At 64.2% G+C, this 17,713-nt stretch carries 14 protein-coding genes and 4 tRNA genes; 8 read left to right on the forward strand and 10 right to left on the reverse strand.

Features of this window, described 5'->3' with window-relative positions; genetic code table 11:
- From tuf to HYR72_03310, 5 genes are all read right to left on the reverse strand, one after another.
- The coding region (gene tuf, locus HYR72_03290) for an elongation factor Tu (protein MBI1813982.1) at positions 1–141 on the reverse strand (141 nt) is incomplete at its 3' end.
- 40 nt (positions 142–181) lie between these two features.
- Positions 182–255 (reverse strand) — tRNA-Thr (locus HYR72_03295).
- 53 nt (positions 256–308) lie between these two features.
- Positions 309–382: transfer RNA gene (locus HYR72_03300), tRNA-Gly, on the reverse strand.
- 44 nt (positions 383–426) lie between these two features.
- Positions 427–512, reverse strand: a tRNA-Tyr gene (locus tag HYR72_03305).
- Between the two features lie 7 nt (positions 513–519).
- Positions 520–595: transfer RNA gene (locus tag HYR72_03310), tRNA-Thr, on the reverse strand.
- A gap of 183 nt (positions 596–778) precedes the next feature.
- Between HYR72_03310 and ligA the strand changes: the two genes are divergently transcribed.
- From ligA to HYR72_03325, 3 genes are read left to right on the forward strand one after another with little or no spacing between them, the layout of a single operon-like run.
- The gene (ligA, locus tag HYR72_03315; GenBank protein MBI1813983.1) at positions 779–2,818 is read left to right on the forward strand and encodes an NAD-dependent DNA ligase LigA; all 2,040 of its coding nucleotides are present in this window, start codon (positions 779–781) and stop codon (positions 2,816–2,818) included.
- 4 nt (positions 2,819–2,822) lie between these two features.
- A complete protein-coding gene (locus tag HYR72_03320) occupies positions 2,823–3,113 on the forward strand; it encodes an acylphosphatase (GenBank protein MBI1813984.1) in 291 nt (96 codons plus the stop codon).
- Positions 3,114–3,130: 17 nt separating this feature from the next.
- A complete protein-coding gene (locus HYR72_03325) occupies positions 3,131–4,093 on the forward strand; it encodes a phosphotriesterase (GenBank protein MBI1813985.1) in 963 nt (320 codons plus the stop codon).
- 176 nt (positions 4,094–4,269) lie between these two features.
- Here HYR72_03325 and HYR72_03330 read toward each other — a convergent pair whose 3' ends face one another.
- Positions 4,270–6,894 (reverse strand): DUF1566 domain-containing protein, encoded by a 2,625-nt coding sequence (locus HYR72_03330; protein ID MBI1813986.1) that lies wholly within the window; start codon positions 6,892–6,894, stop codon positions 4,270–4,272.
- Between the two features lie 603 nt (positions 6,895–7,497).
- Positions 7,498–8,331: a 16S rRNA (cytidine(1402)-2'-O)-methyltransferase gene (gene rsmI, locus HYR72_03335; protein MBI1813987.1), complete on the reverse strand. Its 834-nt coding sequence runs from the start codon at positions 8,329–8,331 to the stop codon at positions 7,498–7,500.
- Between the two features lie 89 nt (positions 8,332–8,420).
- On the opposite strand from rsmI, the gene HYR72_03340 reads away from it, so the two are divergent.
- Entirely contained in the window at positions 8,421–8,951 is a 531-nt protein-coding gene (locus HYR72_03340) for a GNAT family N-acetyltransferase (protein ID MBI1813988.1), read from the forward strand.
- A 23-nt stretch (positions 8,952–8,974) separates the two neighbouring features.
- On the opposite strand, the gene HYR72_03345 is transcribed toward HYR72_03340, so the two are convergent.
- The 3 genes from HYR72_03345 to HYR72_03355 form a co-directional block, all read right to left on the reverse strand.
- Entirely contained in the window at positions 8,975–11,533 is a 2,559-nt protein-coding gene (locus HYR72_03345) for a hypothetical protein (protein MBI1813989.1), read from the reverse strand.
- A 188-nt stretch (positions 11,534–11,721) separates the two neighbouring features.
- The gene (locus HYR72_03350; GenBank protein MBI1813990.1) at positions 11,722–12,345 is read right to left on the reverse strand and encodes a M15 family metallopeptidase; all 624 of its coding nucleotides are present in this window, start codon (positions 12,343–12,345) and stop codon (positions 11,722–11,724) included.
- Positions 12,342–13,178, reverse strand: a complete 837-nt coding sequence (locus tag HYR72_03355) for a hypothetical protein (GenBank protein ID MBI1813991.1) — start codon at positions 13,176–13,178, stop codon at positions 12,342–12,344. Before HYR72_03355 ends, HYR72_03350 begins: the two co-directional genes overlap by 4 nt.
- Before the next feature lie 116 nt (positions 13,179–13,294).
- Here HYR72_03355 and HYR72_03360 point away from each other — a divergent pair, with 116 nt between their 5' ends.
- The 4 genes from HYR72_03360 to HYR72_03375 are packed head-to-tail and all read left to right on the forward strand — an operon-like array spanning position 13,295 to position 17,693.
- The gene (locus HYR72_03360) at positions 13,295–14,368 is read left to right on the forward strand and encodes a hypothetical protein (protein MBI1813992.1); all 1,074 of its coding nucleotides are present in this window, start codon (positions 13,295–13,297) and stop codon (positions 14,366–14,368) included.
- 4 nt (positions 14,369–14,372) lie between these two features.
- Positions 14,373–15,764, forward strand: a complete 1,392-nt coding sequence (locus tag HYR72_03365; GenBank protein MBI1813993.1) for an MBOAT family protein — start codon at positions 14,373–14,375, stop codon at positions 15,762–15,764.
- 1 nt (position 15,765) lies between these two features.
- Positions 15,766–17,451, forward strand: a complete 1,686-nt coding sequence (locus HYR72_03370; GenBank protein ID MBI1813994.1) for an AMP-binding protein — start codon at positions 15,766–15,768, stop codon at positions 17,449–17,451.
- Positions 17,448–17,693 (forward strand): acyl carrier protein, encoded by a 246-nt coding sequence (locus HYR72_03375; protein ID MBI1813995.1) that lies wholly within the window; start codon positions 17,448–17,450, stop codon positions 17,691–17,693. Before HYR72_03370 ends, HYR72_03375 begins: the two co-directional genes overlap by 4 nt.
- Positions 17,694–17,713: the final 20 nt, after the last annotated feature.

Genomic DNA, 17,713 nt, shown 5'->3' on the forward strand with positions numbered 1-17,713 from the left:
GAAGGCGATGAACTGCGCCATCCCCTGCTCCGCCAGCACCTTCGTGATCGCCGCCGTCAGCGTCGTCTTGCCGTGATCGATGTGCCCAATCGTCCCCACGTTACAGTGCGGCTTCTTGCGCTCGAATTTCTGCTTCGCCATCTGCTGCGTGCCTCAACCTGCGTCTGTTGTCGTGCACAAAAGCCCAGGAGCGGAATCGAACCGCCGACCTCCTCCTTACCAAGGAGGTGCTCTAGCCGACTGAGCTACCTGGGCGTACCGCGCACACTGACCAATCGAATCGGGCTCCTTAACTTCACTTCTCAAAAAGCGGGAAACGGGATTCGAACCCGCGACCCTCAGCTTGGAAGGCTGATGCTCTAACCAACTGAGCTACTCCCGCACAACATCCTTCCCAATCGTCGCCGAATGCGCGCCTTCAAGTCATGGTGGAGAGGGGAGGATTCGAACCTCCGAAGGCTGACGCCGGCAGATTTACAGTCTGCTCCCTTTGGCCACTCGGGTACCTCTCCGTCGCTATGGAGCCGATGGCCAGACTCGAACTGGCAACCTACTGATTACAAGTCAGTCGCTCTACCATTGGAGCTACATCGGCCAACCGCCACGCCACTCCGCCCTGCGGATCCCCAATATTCCTATCCACCCGACGATTGGCCTGGCGCAAAAAGTGCTTCCTACCAACAGCCCCCCCCTGTGTCAATACGATCTTCAGCGGCTCGGATTGATCGCCGCGCGCCATTCCGTTGCCCGGCGCGAAAATCGGTTGTAGTCACCACCCATGACTCCGGCGGCCGCACCAGCGGGGAAGCTGAGCGAATCACAAGCCGCGCGCGAAATCACCCGCCTGAGTGCCGCAATCGAGCACCACAACCACCGCTACCACGTCCTTGATCAGCCGGAGATCCCCGACGCCGAGTACGACCAGTTGTTTCGCCGCTTGGTCGAACTCGAAGAGGCGTTTCCCCACCTGCGCAACCCGGCGTCCCCGACCCAGCGAGTCGGTGCCCCGCCGGCGCAAACGTTCGCCAGCGTTCGCCATACGATTCCAATGCTGTCGCTCGGCAATGCCATGTCCGCCGCGGAGTTCCAGGAATTCGATGAGCGGGTTCGCCGCGGACTCAAGACCACCAACGCAGTCGAGTACATCGTCGAGCCCAAGCTGGACGGTCTCGCCGTCGAACTCGTGTATGTCGACGGCGCCCTCACCATCGCTTCGACGCGCGGCGATGGCACCACGGGTGAGAACGTGACGGCCAACGTGAAGACGATTCGCAGCGTCCCACTGGAACTCCGCCGTCAGCGCGGCGCACCGATTCCAGCGCGGCTCGAAGTTCGCGGTGAGGTCATCTTTCCGCGCGCCGCGTTTGAACGACTCAACCGCGACCGGGCCAAACGCGACGAGCCGCCTTTCGCCAACCCCCGCAACGCCGCCGCGGGATCATTGCGCCAACTCGATTCGCGCATCACCGCGCAGCGCCCGCTCGACATCTTCTGTCACAGTTCGGGGCAAATCGAAGGCGCTGCCTTCGCGTCTCATTGGGACTTCCTTGCTGCGCTGCGCGGTTGGGGCCTCAAAATCAATCCGCTCAATCGTCGCTGCACCGGCGCCGATGAAGTGGTTAGCTACCACACCGAGATCAGCCAACGTCGCGAGTCGCTGCCGTATGAGGTCGACGGCATCGTTGCCAAGGTCAACAGCATCGATCTCCAGCGCCGACTCGGCGAGGTTTCGCGCTCGCCGCGCTGGGCGATCGCGTTCAAGTTCAAGGCCCAACAAGCGCGCACGCGAGTCAGGAACATCCTCGCCTCGGTCGGACGTACCGGCGCGCTCACCCCGGTCGCCGAACTCGAACCGGTGCCGGTGGGCGGCGTGACCGTCTCCAACGCGTCGTTGCACAACATGGACGAAGTTGAGCGCAAAGACGTGCGCATCGGCGACATGGTGATCATCGAGCGCGCCGGCGATGTCATTCCTTACGTCGTTGGAGTCGTCACCGGCGAGCGTACCGGCAGAGAGCGCAAGTTCCGCATGCCCGCAACCTGTCCCGTGTGCGGCAGCAAAGTCCTGCGCGAGGAAGGCGAGGCCGCGTACCGCTGCATCGGCATGAGCTGCCCCGCCAAGCTGCGTGAGACTGTCCGGCACTTTGCCTCCAAGTACGCGCTCGACATCGACGGCCTCGGCGACAAGTTGGTCGCGCAGTTGATCGACAGCGGGCTGGTGAAGACCATCGCCGATCTCTACGACCTGACCAAAGAGCAACTGACCGATCTCGAACGCATGGCCGATAAGTCGGCGCAAAACATCGTCGACGCGATCGCCGGCAGCAAGCGCACCACGCTTGCTCGCTTCATCAACGGGCTCGGGATTCCGCAAGTCGGCGAGCACATGGCCGCGGTATTGGCCGAGCAGTTCGGCAGCATCGACGCGTTGCAAAGTGCAACCGAAGAAGAGTTGCTCGCCGTGCGCGACATCGGCCCCGAAACGGCACGGGAGATTCGCGCCTTCTTCGACCAGAAGGACAACCGCACCGTGATCGCACGGCTCACGCGCGCCGGCATCCGTCCGACCGTCGAGCGCCGCACCCGCGGCGACAAACTAGCGGGCAAAACTTTCGTCCTCACCGGCGCCCTGTCGATGCCGCGCGACGAAGTCGTTCGCTTGATCGAGGCCCAGGGCGGAAAGATCACCGGCAGTGTGTCGAAGAAGACCGACTACGTCGTCGTCGGTGACGAACCCGGCTCGAAGTTCGACAAGGCCAAACAACTGGGCGTCCGCACGCTCGACGAACGCGGGCTGCGCGCACTCGTCGGTGACTGAATTGATGGCCGACGCATCGCAGGCCGTACGTCTCCAGCTCGTCATCACCGGACGCGTCCAGGGCGTCGGCTTCCGCTACGCGGTGCTCGATGAGGCGCGGCGCCTCCAAGTGGCGGGCTGGGTACGCAACCGCCGCGACGGCAGTGTCGAAGTGATCGCCGAGGGTTCCCGCGGGCGCTTGGAACAGCTTGCCGTTTGGTGTCACGATGGGCCGCGCGGCGCGCTGGTCTCGCATGTCGAGACCAACTGGGGCGAAGCGAGCGGCGAGTTTCACGAATTTTCCATCCGTCACTAGAGCGAGAGGAGGCGATCATGGCAACGCTCAATACTGTGCTCGGTCCGTGCAACGCAGCCGACCTCGGCGTCACCTTGATGCACGAGCATCTGGTGATCGGCTGGCCGGGGTGGGATGCGGATGTCGCCGCGCCGGCGTTCAACCGCAAGGACACGATCAAGCTCTGTGTCGACCACATGCAGGAGCTGAAGGCGCTCGGGATGCGCACGCTGCTCGATCCCTGCCCGATTGATCTTGGTCGCGACGTCGAGTTAGCCGCCGAAGTATCTCAAGCCACCGGCGTGCGCATCATCTGCGCCACCGGCCTCTATAAGGAAGAGTCCGGCGCCACTCCGTACTTCAAATTCCGCGGTCAGTTCACCGACGTGATCAAGGAGATGGCGGAGGGCTTCATCAACGAGATCGACGTCGGCATCGGTTCCACCGGCATCAAGGCTGGCGTCATCAAGATCGCCACCGGCGCGCACCAGATCACAAAATATGAAGAGAAAGTCATTCGCGCCGCGGCGCGCGCCCACAAGGCCACCGGTGCGCCGATTACGACGCACACCGAGGACGGCACGATGGGCCGCGAGCAGCTCGATTTGTTCGCCTCGGAGGGTGTCGACTTGAAGCGCGTGATCATCGGCCACTCGTGCGGCAGCGCGGATCTCAAATATCACACCGACATGCTCGACCGCGGCGCCTACCTCGGCTTCGATCGCTTCGGACTCGACTTCATCCATCCCGATCGGTTGCGCAAGGCCGCATTGATCGGCCTGCTCGGCATCGGCTGCGAAAATCAGATCGTACTCTCGCACGACACCGTATGGTGCTGGCGTGGCCGCTCGCTGCCGGTGCCTGAGTCGCAGCTAACGAACTGGAAGCCGACGCACGTTTTCAAGAACATCGTGCCGGCACTGCGCGACGCTGGCGTGACTAAGGAGAAGATCGACGCGATGCTGATCCACAACCCGCGGCGATACTTCGAGGGCGTGTAGCGCGGCGGTCGGAAGAAGAGGCCTCCACCCTAACCCTCCTCCGCGGCGAGTGGTGCCGCAGAGGAGGGAACTCTTGCGCGTCGCGCCTGCACCTTCAGGTTCCCTCCTCCGTGAACACTTCCGTGAACGGAGGAGGGATAGGGTGGAGGCCACCCGAGCCTCGGGCCTTGCCAATTCTATGAGCCGCCGCGGACGGCACGCACGGAGACGCCATTGGTCTTGTTGTGCGCGCCCACGTAGGGGGTGAAGAAGCCCACGTCCCACGCGAGGTCCGGGACGAGCTGGTAGGTAGTAGACGACCAGCAGAAATCGGACTGCGTGCAACTGCACGTCAGCACCGTACAACTCGCGGCGCAGTTCATGTTGAACGCCGCGTCAACCGCGGGGTTCACGTTCTGATAGTTCGCGATACTGTGTAGCTCATTCACGTTCGGGATGCGCCAGTCCGTATGCCCGGCAAATCCACCCCCCGCATTCAGCGTCGCCAGGAAGGCCGTCACCATCGTCCCGTTCATCGTGTACGGCGGCGACGTCATGCCCCAGGTGTAAGTGTCGTCCTTGTCGTGGATAGAGCCGTCGTCGCTCTTCTTTTCCCACATCAGCCCGGTCGCGTTGTCGGTGATCGTGCCGTCGCCATTGTCGTTGAACGAGTGCGTGGCGCCCTTTTGCACCGCGCCGTCGCTGCCGGCTCCGTACGACGTGGTCTGCCCCGTCGCCAGCACCGGCGCTGGCGCCGGCGGTACTGGCGGCGCTGGATTCACGTTCCCGTCGCGAACGGCCCGCGCGTAGTTGCTACTCGACTTCGGACCCACTGCGAAGGCACCGTTATCGAAGTGGACGCCCCACGCGCTCGATGGCGTGCTCTGCATCGTGCTGGACGACCAGTAGTAGTCGTTCACCGTGCAACTGCACGTCAGCACCGTGCAACTCGCGACGCACCCCGTGTTGAAGGCCGGGCTCACCGCTGGATTGGAGTTCTGGTAGTTGATGATGCTCTGCACTTCCTTGGCGTTCGGCAATCGCCAGTCGGTCTTCCCGGCGAAGGCCATGCTGTTCAGCGTCGCGATCTTGGTCGTCTGAGCCGTGGTCCACGTGTAGATGTCATCCTTGTCATGGATGGAGCCGTCGTCCGAGAGCTTCTCCCATACCAACTTGGTGTTGTTGTCGGTGATCGTGCCGTCGCCGTTGTCGGTAAATGCGAGGGGCGTCCCGGCTTTCACATCGCCGTCTTGCCCGGTGCCGGCGCACGCAATGATCGCCCCACCCGCATCCCAGCAGGTCGTCTGCCCGGTCTCAGGGAACGCTTGCGCGACGCAGTTGCTGGCGTTGAAGCCGCAGCCCGCCGTGCAGGTCAGCGACCCGCCGAGGGCGTAGCCGAGTCCGGTGCATGTCTGACCACCGAGATCGGAGGCATCGCACTGCTCGCTGCCGTCCTTGATACCGTTGCCGCAGGTTGAGGACGCTGCCGTTCCCACCACGCCGAAAATGGTGACACCGCTCTGGATGTTGCTCGCCACGAGGTTCGTATCATTCGCGGTGGCCGTCTTGGAGCCGGCGTAGAGCCCGTTGGGGATGGTGAAGGTCTTCAAGCCGTTGGCGCCGCTCACGTTCGACCCGGCGGGTACACTGCCGGTGACGAGGCTGCCGTTAACGAAGGCGGTCTTGCCGCTGAGCATATCGGCGGCGACCGCGGTGCCACTGCTAGTGTCGACCACCGAGGAACTGCCGTTGATGCCAAACAGATTGACGCCGCTCTTGATGTTGCCCGCCACCAAGTCGGTGTCACCCACACACTTGCCGGATCCATTGTGGTAGCCGGCAACGATGGTTTGATCGGCGGTGCCCGGCGTCAGTGTGACGGCGCCGTTGTTCGGCATGGTGCCCGTGATCCCGACTGAGCTGGCGTTGGAGAAGGTCTTGCCGCTCAGCACATCACCTACCGCCGCCGTCCCCGTGGCGGTGCGACAGTCGCAGCCGCTGACATTGAAGCCGCACGTGGCCGTGCAGCTCAACGTGCCGATAGCGTAGCCGAGACTCGTGCAACTCGCGCCGCCCAAATCGCTGCCGTCGCAGGCTTCGCTGCCGTTCTTCGCTCCGTCACCGCAACTCGATCCGCATTGGAGGTTGGGCTGCCCGTCGGCGTCCGGCCCGTCGATGGCGGCCACCACCGCATCGAGACCGGCCAGCGCGTCGCTGATCTTGGTGGGATCGCTGACTGGTGGAAGCAACGTCGCCATCACCGTGCGTACGTCCGCCAGCCATTCGAGCGCGCGCGGATACTGTGTGACGATGGCTTGCTGCGCGGCGCACGCATGCGAGGCGGCGATGCAGCCGCTCCACTCGTGCAGCGTGTCGATCGAGCCATCGCCGCCGAACTGCGCGCACCAGGTGTTGATGTTGTCCGCTTCAATCGGCTCGCTCAGCGCTGCCCCGGGTCCGAGCACGTCGGGCACACCGTGGGTGACGTTGAGCATGCCCGGCGCGCACTTCTTGTCGATCGCCGCCGTCAGCTTCTCGCCCAAGCTCTTGCCGGTGCCGCGGGTGTCGTGGATGTTGCGAAACTGGGTGGCGCAGCTCCCCGCCACAATCGTGGTGATGGCAGCGTGATCTTTGATCACCTTGCCGGCGATGGACTGCAGGCAGGTGGCCACCGCGTTGAGGTAATTGTCGGCGTAGGTTTTGGAGGCGGTCTTCACCGTGCTCTGGCAAGTGTTGAGGCTGGTTGCGGGCAGCGGCACGGCCGTAGCCGTGCTGGCCCACAGCAGGGCCGCAGTGATAGCGATCGATGATCGTGTTCTCATGATGATCCACCTCTCCCTTTTTTCGGACTGCTTTATTCGCTGCTCGCTTTGATTGCTGCGGTGAGCACGGCGGTCATGCTGGGCACTCCTGGCGGACCGCCGGACAGGCACGGAGGCCTGTCCCCACCGGATCGGATCTGGACTCCGGTCCGTCATTCCCGCAATCATCAGGCGGGAATCCATCCGATCCTTCGCCCACATGGCGAGGAACCGTCAGCGATCGGTAGGCAACTAGCGCGTGCGTGCGTGCGTGCGTGCAAAATACCGGCCGGGATTGCAGGCTCCAAGCGCGATCCGACCGGTGGCGGCGCACGAAGACATGTGGGTAATTTTGTACTGGACAGATCGGAAGCTTGTCAACCGGAGGAAAACCCGTAGTAGTTGCCCCGCATCCGCACGGTGAGCGACACTCGGATTCGGAGCCTCCACCCTAACCCTCCTCCGCGGCGAGTGGTGCCGCAGAGGAGGGAACGTTCACGCACGCTGCGCACTGAATTGATCGTCGCCTTGATTCACCAACCACCTTCAGGTTCCCTCCTCCGTGAGCACCTCCGCGAACGGAGGAGGGCCAGGGTGGAGGCCTTCCCTCTTGATCCGTTCCGCTCACGACGGGTTCGACTTGACGATTCGCGCGTACAACGCGCGCCGCGGGAGATGATGCGTCGCCGCCAGCCGATGCGCGATTTCGGCTGTATGCAGTCCTTCACCCTTGAGCCGCGTGATCGCGGTGTCGAGATCTTCGATTGGCGCCACCCGCGCAGCCTTGCCGCCGGCGATCACCAACGTCACTTCGCCTTGCACGCCGGCGCTCGGCAGTCGCGTGAGCACGTCGGTGGCCGTGCCGCGGAGAATCTCCTCGAACAACTTCGTCACTTCGCGCGCGACGACGACTTCGCGGTCGGCTCCGAGTGCAGCGATCAAATCGGCCAAGCTCTCCGACAAGCGCCGCGCCGCTTCGTATACAACGATGGTTCGCTCTTCGCCGATGAGTGTGTCAAGGAATTTCCGCCGCGCCACGGCACGCGCCGGCACGAAGCCCTCGAAGACGAAACGATCAGTGGGCAAGCCACATACGCTCAGCACCGCGGCGACCGCCGACGGACCGGGGATCGGCACCACCTTGATACCTGCTTCGACGGCCGCACGCACCAAGCGAAAGCCGGGATCCGCGATGCCGGGTGTGCCGGCGTCGGAGATCAACGCGATCGACTTGCCGGCCTTCAGCCGCTCGATCAATTCGGGGGCGCGTTCGCGCTCGATCTGGTCGTAGTAGCTAATCAGCGGTGTGTGGATGTCGAAGTGCGCGAGGAGTTTGCGGCTGTGGCGAGTGTCTTCGGCGGCGATCAATTGCACCTCGCGCAAGATTCGCAACGCGCGCGCCGAGATGTCCTCGAGATTTCCCAGCGGCGTCGCAACAACGTAGAGCGTACCTGGCATCGCCGAGCCTCACATCGTTGACGCGCGCTCATGCCGACAAGACGGCTTCATCATGGCGTCGCCCTACCCGGAAGCGATCGGCATGTCGAGTGCCGCTGGCGTGGCGTCACCCGCAACGGCGCGTTACACTGCGGCGCGTGCACTCAGTAGCGATTCGTGACGCGTGTGATGATGACGGGCCGGCATTGATCGCGCTTATCGACGCCGTCTTCCGCGAGTATCCCAACTGCATTCTCGACGTCGATGGCGAGGCGCCGGAGTTGCGCACCATCGCCACGACGTTCGAAGCCGCGGGCGGGCACTTCTGGATCGCCGAGCTATCCGGCCGCGTGGTGGGTTGCGTCGGGTTCACACCCGCGCACGCCGCAGGCGGCATCGAGCTGCGCAAACTCTACGTTGCCAAGGACGCGCGCCGCATCGGACTGGGAAACCGCCTGTGCGGATTGATCGAGAGCGAAGCGCGGCGACGCACAGCCGCGTTCGTCGAACTGTGGAGCGATACCCGTTTCCTCGACGCGCACCGGTTATACGAAAAGCGCGGCTACACGCGTGGGCCGCACACCCGAACGTTGCACGACATCAGCGCAAGCGTCGAGTACTTCTATCGCAAAGACCTGTAGCCGGCTGGCCCGGCTGCAGGCACCTAGACAACGCCTGTCGCCGTGCGTGTGGGCGGACGCGTAACCGTCGGCGTGCGCGTGATCGTCGGCCGCCGCGTCAGCGTCCGAGTCGGCGTGATAGTGGGTCGGCGCGTATTCGTCGGCGTCGGTGTCACGGTTGGACGACGGGTGCGCGTTCTCGTGCGCGTGGGAACCGGGCTGCGCGTCAACGTGGCCGTGGGAGTCGTTGTCCGCGTCCGCGTCGGCCGCCGGGTGAGCGTGCGAGTCGGCGTGAGCGACGGCCGCCGGGTGATCGTCGGCGTCGTCGTTATGGTGGGCCGGCGAGTCGCGCTCGGTGTACGGGTCGGCGACGGCCGGCGTGTGACCGTCATCGTCGGCGGCGCTGTTGGTGGCGGTGTAGACGTTGGTGACGGCGTCAGCGTCTGCGTTGGCGATGCCGTTTCGGTTCGGGTCGGCAGCGGAGTACCGCCGTTGTCGAAGTTGGTGCGCCACCAGCGCGCTAGATCGCGCAACGCTAGCGGCGGGTTGGTCGGCGGCGGCTGATGCAGCACGGTATCGGTGCGGTTGATGCCGTGACAGTTGGTACACGCGCGGATTTCACCGGGCGAGAACGTCACCCAGAAGCGCTCGCGCACCACCGGATCGCCGGCGTCGGTCACGAGTTGCCAAGTCAGCGCCCGACGCGCCGGAACCAACGCGGCATAGCTGCCGTCATCAGCGAGCTTGACCGTGCTCGGTGGCGCACCCGCCAGATCCGGGTTCAGTCCGTCGTGCAAGAGCTGCGCGATCGGCCTGCGGCCACCGTTGAACTGGCTGTAGCCGCGCACGAGATCGCCTTGGAACAACTGCAGGTACGCAATCTCCGTCGGCGTCGCGCCCGCATCAGCGGTCTGCGTCGAGCTGCCGGCGATCTTGAGATTGAACTCCTGTTGTCGATCGGCGCGCCGGGTCACGTTGCGGCTGACCATCAGCGCCAGGCTGTTGCTCTGCAGAAATGCGCGCAAGCGATCGATGCCGGCCTGTCCGCCGAGTTCGTCGCTGAGCACCTGCGTCTCAATCTCGGGCAACGGGCTAACGTGGCGCGCCGGCCGCGTGCGCGCGCGCACTTCGACCGGATCGAGTTCCCACAACCGACCGCTATAGGTCGCTTGCTCGTAGCGCTGATTGTCCCAATACGAAATCGTCTTCGTGATGCCCGCCGGGATCAGTTGCGCGCCCGGCGTGCGGTAGGGCGAACCCGCAGACAGACGCACCAGATGGAAGTCGTAGCGCGACGACAACTGGCCCGTCGCGGTGCGGTCCTGATACGCCGACACGGTCTGCACCGCGATCAGACTTCCGTCCGACAACGGCACCGGGTTGCGAAAGTGGCCCGAATTGCTCGACGGCTGCGCGACGTTGTCGGGCAAGATGCGGTTAGTAAGAGGATCGGTGATGTAGTCCACCTGCATGTCGTCAGCGTTAACGCTTTCGGCGCCGTTGAGGCCGATGATTTGTCCCGCAGCGTGCGTGCCGAACTCCGGCGCGTGGGTGCCGTAAAAGTATCCCGGCCGATTCGGATCCTCCTTGAGTTGCAACAACAGCTCGGCGGTGCGACGACCGGTCGGCGCGATAAACTCGGGCAGGTTGTCGTTGGCCGAATCGAAGTAGCCCGCCAGCTCGTGCCGCCCGACGTGATTGAGCGTCTCGATGCCGGTGCCGTCTTCGTTGAGCTGCCACGGAAAAAAGAAATTAAACTCGTGGGCGTGCTGGAACGATCCGTTCGGCTGCTCGCGCAGCTCGGGAAAGATCTCGGCGCTGGAGTTGAGCGCCTCCGTACTCGTTTCCGATGCGTAGTTGAAAGCGCCGTAGCCGAGCGTGCCCTCGGCGTTCTGCTGATCGCGCTGCAAGTGATCCCAGCGGGTGAAGATCAGCCTGCCATCGGCGGCGATGATCGGCGTGAAATCGCCCGACACCGAGTGATCGAGCAGCTGCAAGTCGGAGCCATCGGGATTCATCGACCACAACCCGGTCACCGTCGCCGTCGACTCGTACTCATCGAGCTGCGGGTAGGTGAGCGGATCGCCGCTGCGTGGCCGGTCGGAGGCAAAGATGATGCGATCGTCGGTTCCATAAATCGGCGCGACGTTGTTACTATTGAGCGGCTGGGGCAACTTGGTGATCTGCACCGTCTCCCCAATTCCGAAGCCTGTCACTTCGTAGATCTGCCAGAAGACCGGGCTGTAGTCGTTCATCGTGGTGCCGCCGACGACCATCGAGAACAGCGCCTTGGTGCCAGACCAGTGCACCGACGGTTCGCGCACGGCGATGTCCTGCTCCGGCGTGGTACCGTAGCCGGCCTCGGCGGTGAGGTTGCGCAGTGCGCCATCCGCGTAGCGGATGTACAGATCGCCGCCACGCGGCGCCGCCTCGGTGTCGCCATTCTGGTTACCGAAGGTCGAGTTCACGGTCGCGAAGTCGGCGCCGAACGGAGGCTGGGTGACGAAGAGGAGGACTGGATCGGCGGCGCGCGCAGCGTGCGCGTGCAGCATCGTGATGGCGATCAATCCGGAAAGGAGCAGGTTTCGTGTGCGGCGTGACATGCGTTCTCCGATGTTGCGGCGTCGTCTCATGCGCGCGTCCTCTGCCGTGAGAAAACGAAGAGCCCGAGCAAGACACAGACCGCACTTCGCCGACTCGCCCGCCTCCCATCGCCGCTGCGCCAGGTTGGCACGCAGATGTCGCTTCGGTGGCGGGCGCCAATGTCGTGATCGCCGGTGCCGCGCTGCGCCTATGGCAGGTGCGTGAACTCGATGTCGAGCAGATCGAATGACTCCCAGTCGGCCGCATCGAAGTGCCACCACTCGGTCGGCAAGCCGACGAAGCCGGCGCGAGCCATTGCCAATTCGAGCAAGGCGCGATTGGCAATCACCGGCGCCGGCAGCTGCATGTAGTCGCGGTGTGCGCGCTCACTGAAGTCGTCGAAGTCGGTCGGCATCGCGGCCGCTTTGCCGTCTGCCATTGTCAGCGTCAGGTCGACCGCGGCACCGCGATTGTGGCGCGAACCCTTGGCGGGATTGGCGACGTAGCGCTCGTCGGGCACCAGCGCCCACATCTGTTTCTGGACGGACCGCGGCCGGTAGCAGTCGAACACCTGCAACCCGCGCCCCACGCGCTCCAGGTCGGCTTGCGCCCGGCTGAGCTTCTCCGCCACAGCTCGGCGCAGGAAACACTTCGCCCGCGGATAGAGAATGAGATGCGTAAAGTTGTCCGAGGTCGCGTAGCGGATGTCGAGCCGGATGTGCGGATTGATCGTCTCGATGTCGACGAGATCGGTTACATCGGCGGGCTGCGCCCGCATTGCAAAAGTCAAAACGCAAAACGCAAAAGGCAAGAGTATGCGCGGCGCAATCATGCGGCCTGAGTAAACGCGTTCGTGTAGGCGGCTTCGCTGAGACAAAGTGCAGTGCGAAAGCGCGCATGTTCGTTGCCGCGTTCACGATCGAGGCGCTCGCGCAGCCGTTCGATCAGCACAGGTTCAGCGTCGAGACCATTGGTGACATCGGCCAGGGAGATGTGGTGCACTTCCGCCAGCAGGCACATCGCGAAGTAATCGAGTTGGCTCGCGTTCGGTTTGCGCCGCCACGCTTCGACGGCTGAGAGACAGTCAGTCACTCCCGTGGCAACACGGACAGGAGTCACCCCGTCGCTGCCGCTGCCCTCCAGTCCTGGCGCGAGGAAGGTCAACGCAGGCTCCGTACCAGTCAACGCGACCGGATGCGGAATGTAGTGCGGCGACGTGTACTCCACCGCCGCGAACAGGGCCCGGCGGTACCTCGCACGATCGAAGTGGTTGGCCACCAACTGCTGCCAGAGATACTCCGCTACACTCTGCCCCGCCGCCCGGGCGCGCGCCGCCAACGTCTGGATCGCGTCGGCGAGGTACCCTTCACGAACCGCAACCCTCGTAAAGTCATCGAGCGAGATGGTGAGCGCGAGCGCATCGATGCCGTCACGCTCATCGCGCGACTCATCGACGTAGCTTGCGCCGATCGGCTCGTTCGCGCGGACGGGCTCGAGGATCATCGCCAACCGATCGCCGTACTGCGAGACCTTGCCAAAGCCGCGACGACAGTTGTGCAACCGCACCGGCCGCGCCGCCACCACCGGCAGTGTGCCAAGGTGAGCCAGACCGAAGCCACTCATCAGCGAGCCGTACGCAATCAGCGTCAGCGGTGGACGCGCCATGGCCACTCTCTGCTAGCACAAGCCGTCATCCGTTGTCGCCGAGGGCGTTGTCGCAGAGCCGATTGACATCGTCGACCATCGCATCGTACCCATTCACCTGATTCATGGACGAGGATGTGTCTCGAACGGTGGCGGGAGCGCGGCTACGCGTTGGTTGGTCGGTGCTGCGTACCCCCGCGCTGGCATGCACGCTGCTGGCCGCCTGGCTCGCGGCGGTCGAAGTGGTGGCTCGTACCGACACCGTTCGAGCGTGGCTACCGGCACCCAGCGTCGGCAGCACGAATCGGCAATTCGAGGTTCAGCTGTCCCGATTGGATCGCTTCGCTGAGCGCGAGGGGGCGATCGACTCCCTCTTCATCGGCAGCTCGGTGGTCTGTCGCGCCATCGACCCGATCACCGTGAGCAGTGCGTACCACCAGCGTACCGAGCATGACCTGCACGGCTTCAGTTTCGGCGTCAATGGTATGGGTGCGCCGACGAGCGGTCTCATGGCCGAGATCCTGGTCGCGCAGTACCATCCGAAGGTCCTAATCTTCGGGACATCGCCCTTCGATTACTTGCCCTCGGGACCAGGGCGCGCGGCAATCGAAAGCTCGCCCTGGCTCCAATATCGCCGGGGTCACTCGACTCTCGCGGGATGGCTGACCACGTACTCGCTCGCCTATCGCTACTATCTGACGCACCGGGCATGGAGAGGACCGCGCTTCTGGTCCGACCTGCAGCGCGCGCAACGGGTCGAGAAATACATTTCGGCGTACGGCTTCGGTTTCGACCCTCGCCCTCCGTGGCGAGGCCGTAAGGGGAGCGGCCGTCGTTCGGATCATCCCGCCACCTTCGAGATCACCCGTGATGCCCGAGATGGACTGGCCCGCATCGCGCAACTGCATCAACACGGTCTGCGAGTCATCGTCGTCGAGGTGCCGGTGCAGAACCAGGCGATCGACGCACTACCCGGCGGCGAACAAGGCTATCGTTCATTTGTCGAGGCGCTGGAACGCTACGCCACCGAGCAGAGGATTCCGTTCTGGCCAACCCGATCGCTCAATCTCATTCCTCCCGACGGCTGGCGGAATCAAGGCCACGTGAACGTCGTAGGGGCACGCTCCTTCAGCCGCTGGCTCGGCGAGCGACTCGCGACCGACGACCTCAACCCGCGGGCGGCAGACGCGCTCGTGGTCGGTGATCGCTAGGCGCGTGGAAATCACCTCGGTCACCTTTGCCGTATTCGTCCTGGCGGTACTGGCGATCTTCTACCTGCTGCCGGCACGCTTACAACTGCGGTGGCTCTTGCTCGCCTCCTACGTCTTCTACGCGACCTGGTCCTGGCAGTTCGCGCTGGTGTTGGCGGCGCTAACGCTGGTGAACTTCGCGATGGCCCACGGCGTGCGCGCCGCCGATCGGCCGCGCCGCGGCGTGCTGGTGCTCGGCATCGCCATCAATATCGGCGTGCTCGCCGGGTTCAAGTACGGCGACACGTTGCTCCACATCCTGGCTTCCGGTGCCCAAAACGGTGTGCGCATCTTGCTACCCATTGGGCTCTCCTTCTATTCGCTGCAGGCGATCTCGTATCTCGTCGACGTGGCGCAGGGGCAGATCGCCGCCGAAACCGACTTCGTCGCCTTTGCCCTCTACCTAGCCTACTTTCCGAAACTGCTAGCGGGCCCGATCGAGCGCGCACGCAAATTTCTTCCTCAACTCTCCCAGCCACGCGTGGTGGATGACGCGCAACTCGCCCGCAGCGCGACCCTCATCGCGATTGGAGTGGTGCGCAAAGTCGTGATCGCCGACTCGCTGTTCGAAATGATCCCGCCGGCGACCTTTGCGACGCCGGCGCGTGCGAGCGGACTCGCTGTATGGCTGGTCGCCTACTCGTTCGCGCTCTACAACGACTTTGCCGGGTACACGAGTCTGGTGCGTGGGGTGAGCCTGCTGTTCGGAATCGAGCTGTCGCCGAACTTCGCCAGCCCGTATTTTGCGCGCAGCTTCTCCGAGTTCTGGACGCGCTGGCACATCTCCCTCTCGCAGTGGTTGCGTGACTACATCTATCTGCCGCTGAGTCGCGCGCTATTGCGCCGCAACCTCAGCCGTTCGAACGTTCCGAATCTCCTCCTGCCGCCGTTGACCGCTATGATCATCTGCGGGATGTGGCACGGCGAGGCGTGGCACTTCCTCGCATGGGGCGCCCTCCACGGCGTGTACCTAGCCGGCGAACGCGTCGCCACACTGTGGCGGCCACGGCGGCCGGCGCAGCAACTCCCGGCTTGGCGGCAAGCTCTCGCGATGCTGCGCGTGTTCACCTTGGTCGCATTGACGCTGATTCCCTTCCGCCTGAAGCTCACCGCAGCGGAAACGTTCACACGCGCGCTGCTGCGCGCCTCCGGCTGGTCACTCCCCGACCCGCGCGTCTGTGTACTGATCGCGCTCACGCTGTGGATCGATTGGGCACAGTCACGCCACGGGGACGAGCTCGTCTTCCTCCAGTGGCCGTGGGCAGCGCGCGCCGCGCTGCTCACCGCGGCGGTGCTGGCGGTTCTGTTGGTGGCGCAGAGTGATCTAAGCGCGCCATTCGTGTATCAACAGTTCTGAGATGCGTCGTTCACACGAGCCGACCCTGACCGGCATGGTGGTCGAGCGCGCGCGCCGCGCGCCGGACGATCTGGCGATCGTCTACATCGGCGAAGACGGCGTGCAGCAGCGCATCACCGCCCAAGCAGTGCACCACGATGCGGGTCTGGCCGCGCGCGCCTTAGCCGACGAGGGCGTCGAACCGGGGGACTGCACCCTGCTGGCTATGCGCTACTCGCGTTCGCTCATCGCCGCATGGTTTGGTGCGCTCTATCGCGGCGCGCTTCCGTCCGTCTTGCCCTACCTGACCGAACGGAGCGATCCAGCAACGTACGCCGCGCGCGTGCGCGGATTTGTCGGTGAGGCCGGCGCGCGTACGGTGATCACCGCGCCCGAAGTCGTCGAACACCTCCGGCCCCTCGTCGCCCCGCTTGGGTGTCAGGTAATCAGCAGCGAGCAGGTGCACCTCGACGCTGCGGCTGAGCCACTAAGCCCGGTACAGCGACGCGCTGATGACCCTGCATGGCTGCAATTTACTAGCGGCACGACCGGCGGGCGCAAGGGTGTGGTCGTGTCCCACGCCGCCGTCCTGGACTTCCTCGACGCCTACTGCAGCACGCTCCCCATACATGCGAACGATGTGATGATCACCTGGCTGCCGCTCTACCACGACATGGGGCTGGTGAGCGGGCTTGCCCTCCCACTCTCAATGGAGATTCCTACGGTGATGATGTCGCCCGCATACTGGGTGCGCAATCCGGTGGTTCTGATGCGCGCGATCCACGAGTTCCGCGGCACGCTCTGCAACATGCCGAACTTCGGGTTCGATCATTGCACGCGGAGCATTCGCGACCGCGACCTGGCCGGGATCGACCTCAGTAGCTTACGCCGGGCCGGGTGCGGCGGGGAGCCCGTGCGGCACGCCACGTTCGAACGATTTCGGCAGCGCTTCTCCGCGTACGGACTGCGCGAGAGCGTATTCATGGTCGGCTACGGGATGGCGGAAAACGTGATGACGGTCACGCAAACGCGCAGCGACCGTATGCGGGTCGAGTGGATTGCCCGCGACGAGTTGCAGGCCACGGGGCGCGCAGTCCCGGCCACGCCGGAGTCCGCTGGAGCAATCGCCGTGGTCAGCAACGGCCCACCACTCAACGGAACCGAGGTTCGCATCGTCGACGAACAGGGGACCACGCTGCCGGAACGCCGGCTCGGCGAGATCTCGGTGCGCAGCGCCCACATGATGAGCGGCTACTACCGGCTCCCGGAACTGAGCGCCGTCGCGTTGCGGGACGGCTGGATACGTTCGGGTGACCTCGGGTTCCTTGTGGATGGCGAGTTGTTCATCTGCGGACGCAAGAAGGACCTGATCATCGTCGCCGGCCACAACCTGCATGCCGAAGAGGTCGAGATGCTCGCCGAATCCGTGACGGGAATTCAACCGGGCCGCGCGGTCGCGTTCGGCGTCAAGGACGAGCGGCTCGGCACCGAGAGGCCGGTCGTCGTGTGTGAGCTGCAACTCGACATCACCGGCGATGACACACGTCGCGTCGACCGCGAATTGCGGCGGCTCGTCTTGCAACAGTTGGACGTCGCCTTGGGCGACGTGCGGTTCGTCGCCAAGGGCTGGATCATCAAGACCTCGAGCGGGAAGCTCGCCCGCGCCGCCAATCGCGACAAGTACCTCGCCGACGTGGAGCCGACGTGACCGGCAGCGAAATCCGCGCCCAACTCCGAACGTTCATCTGTAACGAGTTGATCCGCGATCCGGCGTTCGTGATCAACGACGACGAGCCGTTGATCACTGGCGGTCTGATCGATTCCTTCTCGCTCGCGTATGTCGGCGTCTTCATCGAAGAAGCGTTCGGCGTCTACATCCCCGACACGGACTTGACCGTCGAGAGCATGGATACGCTCGATCAGATGGTGACGCGCGTCTTGCAAGGCTGAGGGATTTGCTTCCCCCGCGA

The organism is Deltaproteobacteria bacterium (assembly GCA_016178705.1).
Lineage (GTDB): Bacteria > Desulfobacterota > Binatia > HRBIN30 > JACQVA1 > JACOST01.

Bases quoted from the DNA above. Each gene is read 5' to 3' on its own strand.
- ligA (MBI1813983.1), top strand. From the start codon at position 779: ATGACTCCGGCGGCCGCACCAGCGGGGAAGCTGAGCGAATCACAAGCC.
- HYR72_03320 (MBI1813984.1), top strand. From the start codon at position 2,823: ATGGCCGACGCATCGCAGGCCGTACGTCTCCAGCTCGTCATCACCGGA.
- HYR72_03325 (MBI1813985.1), top strand. From the start codon at position 3,131: ATGGCAACGCTCAATACTGTGCTCGGTCCGTGCAACGCAGCCGACCTC.
- HYR72_03330 (MBI1813986.1), bottom strand. From the start codon at position 6,894: ATGAGAACACGATCATCGATCGCTATCACTGCGGCCCTGCTGTGGGCC.
- rsmI (MBI1813987.1), bottom strand. From the start codon at position 8,331: ATGCCAGGTACGCTCTACGTTGTTGCGACGCCGCTGGGAAATCTCGAG.
- HYR72_03345 (MBI1813989.1), bottom strand. From the start codon at position 11,533: ATGTCACGCCGCACACGAAACCTGCTCCTTTCCGGATTGATCGCCATC.
- HYR72_03350 (MBI1813990.1), bottom strand. From the start codon at position 12,345: ATGATTGCGCCGCGCATACTCTTGCCTTTTGCGTTTTGCGTTTTGACT.
- HYR72_03355 (MBI1813991.1), bottom strand. From the start codon at position 13,178: ATGGCGCGTCCACCGCTGACGCTGATTGCGTACGGCTCGCTGATGAGT.
- HYR72_03370 (MBI1813994.1), top strand. From the start codon at position 15,766: ATGCGTCGTTCACACGAGCCGACCCTGACCGGCATGGTGGTCGAGCGC.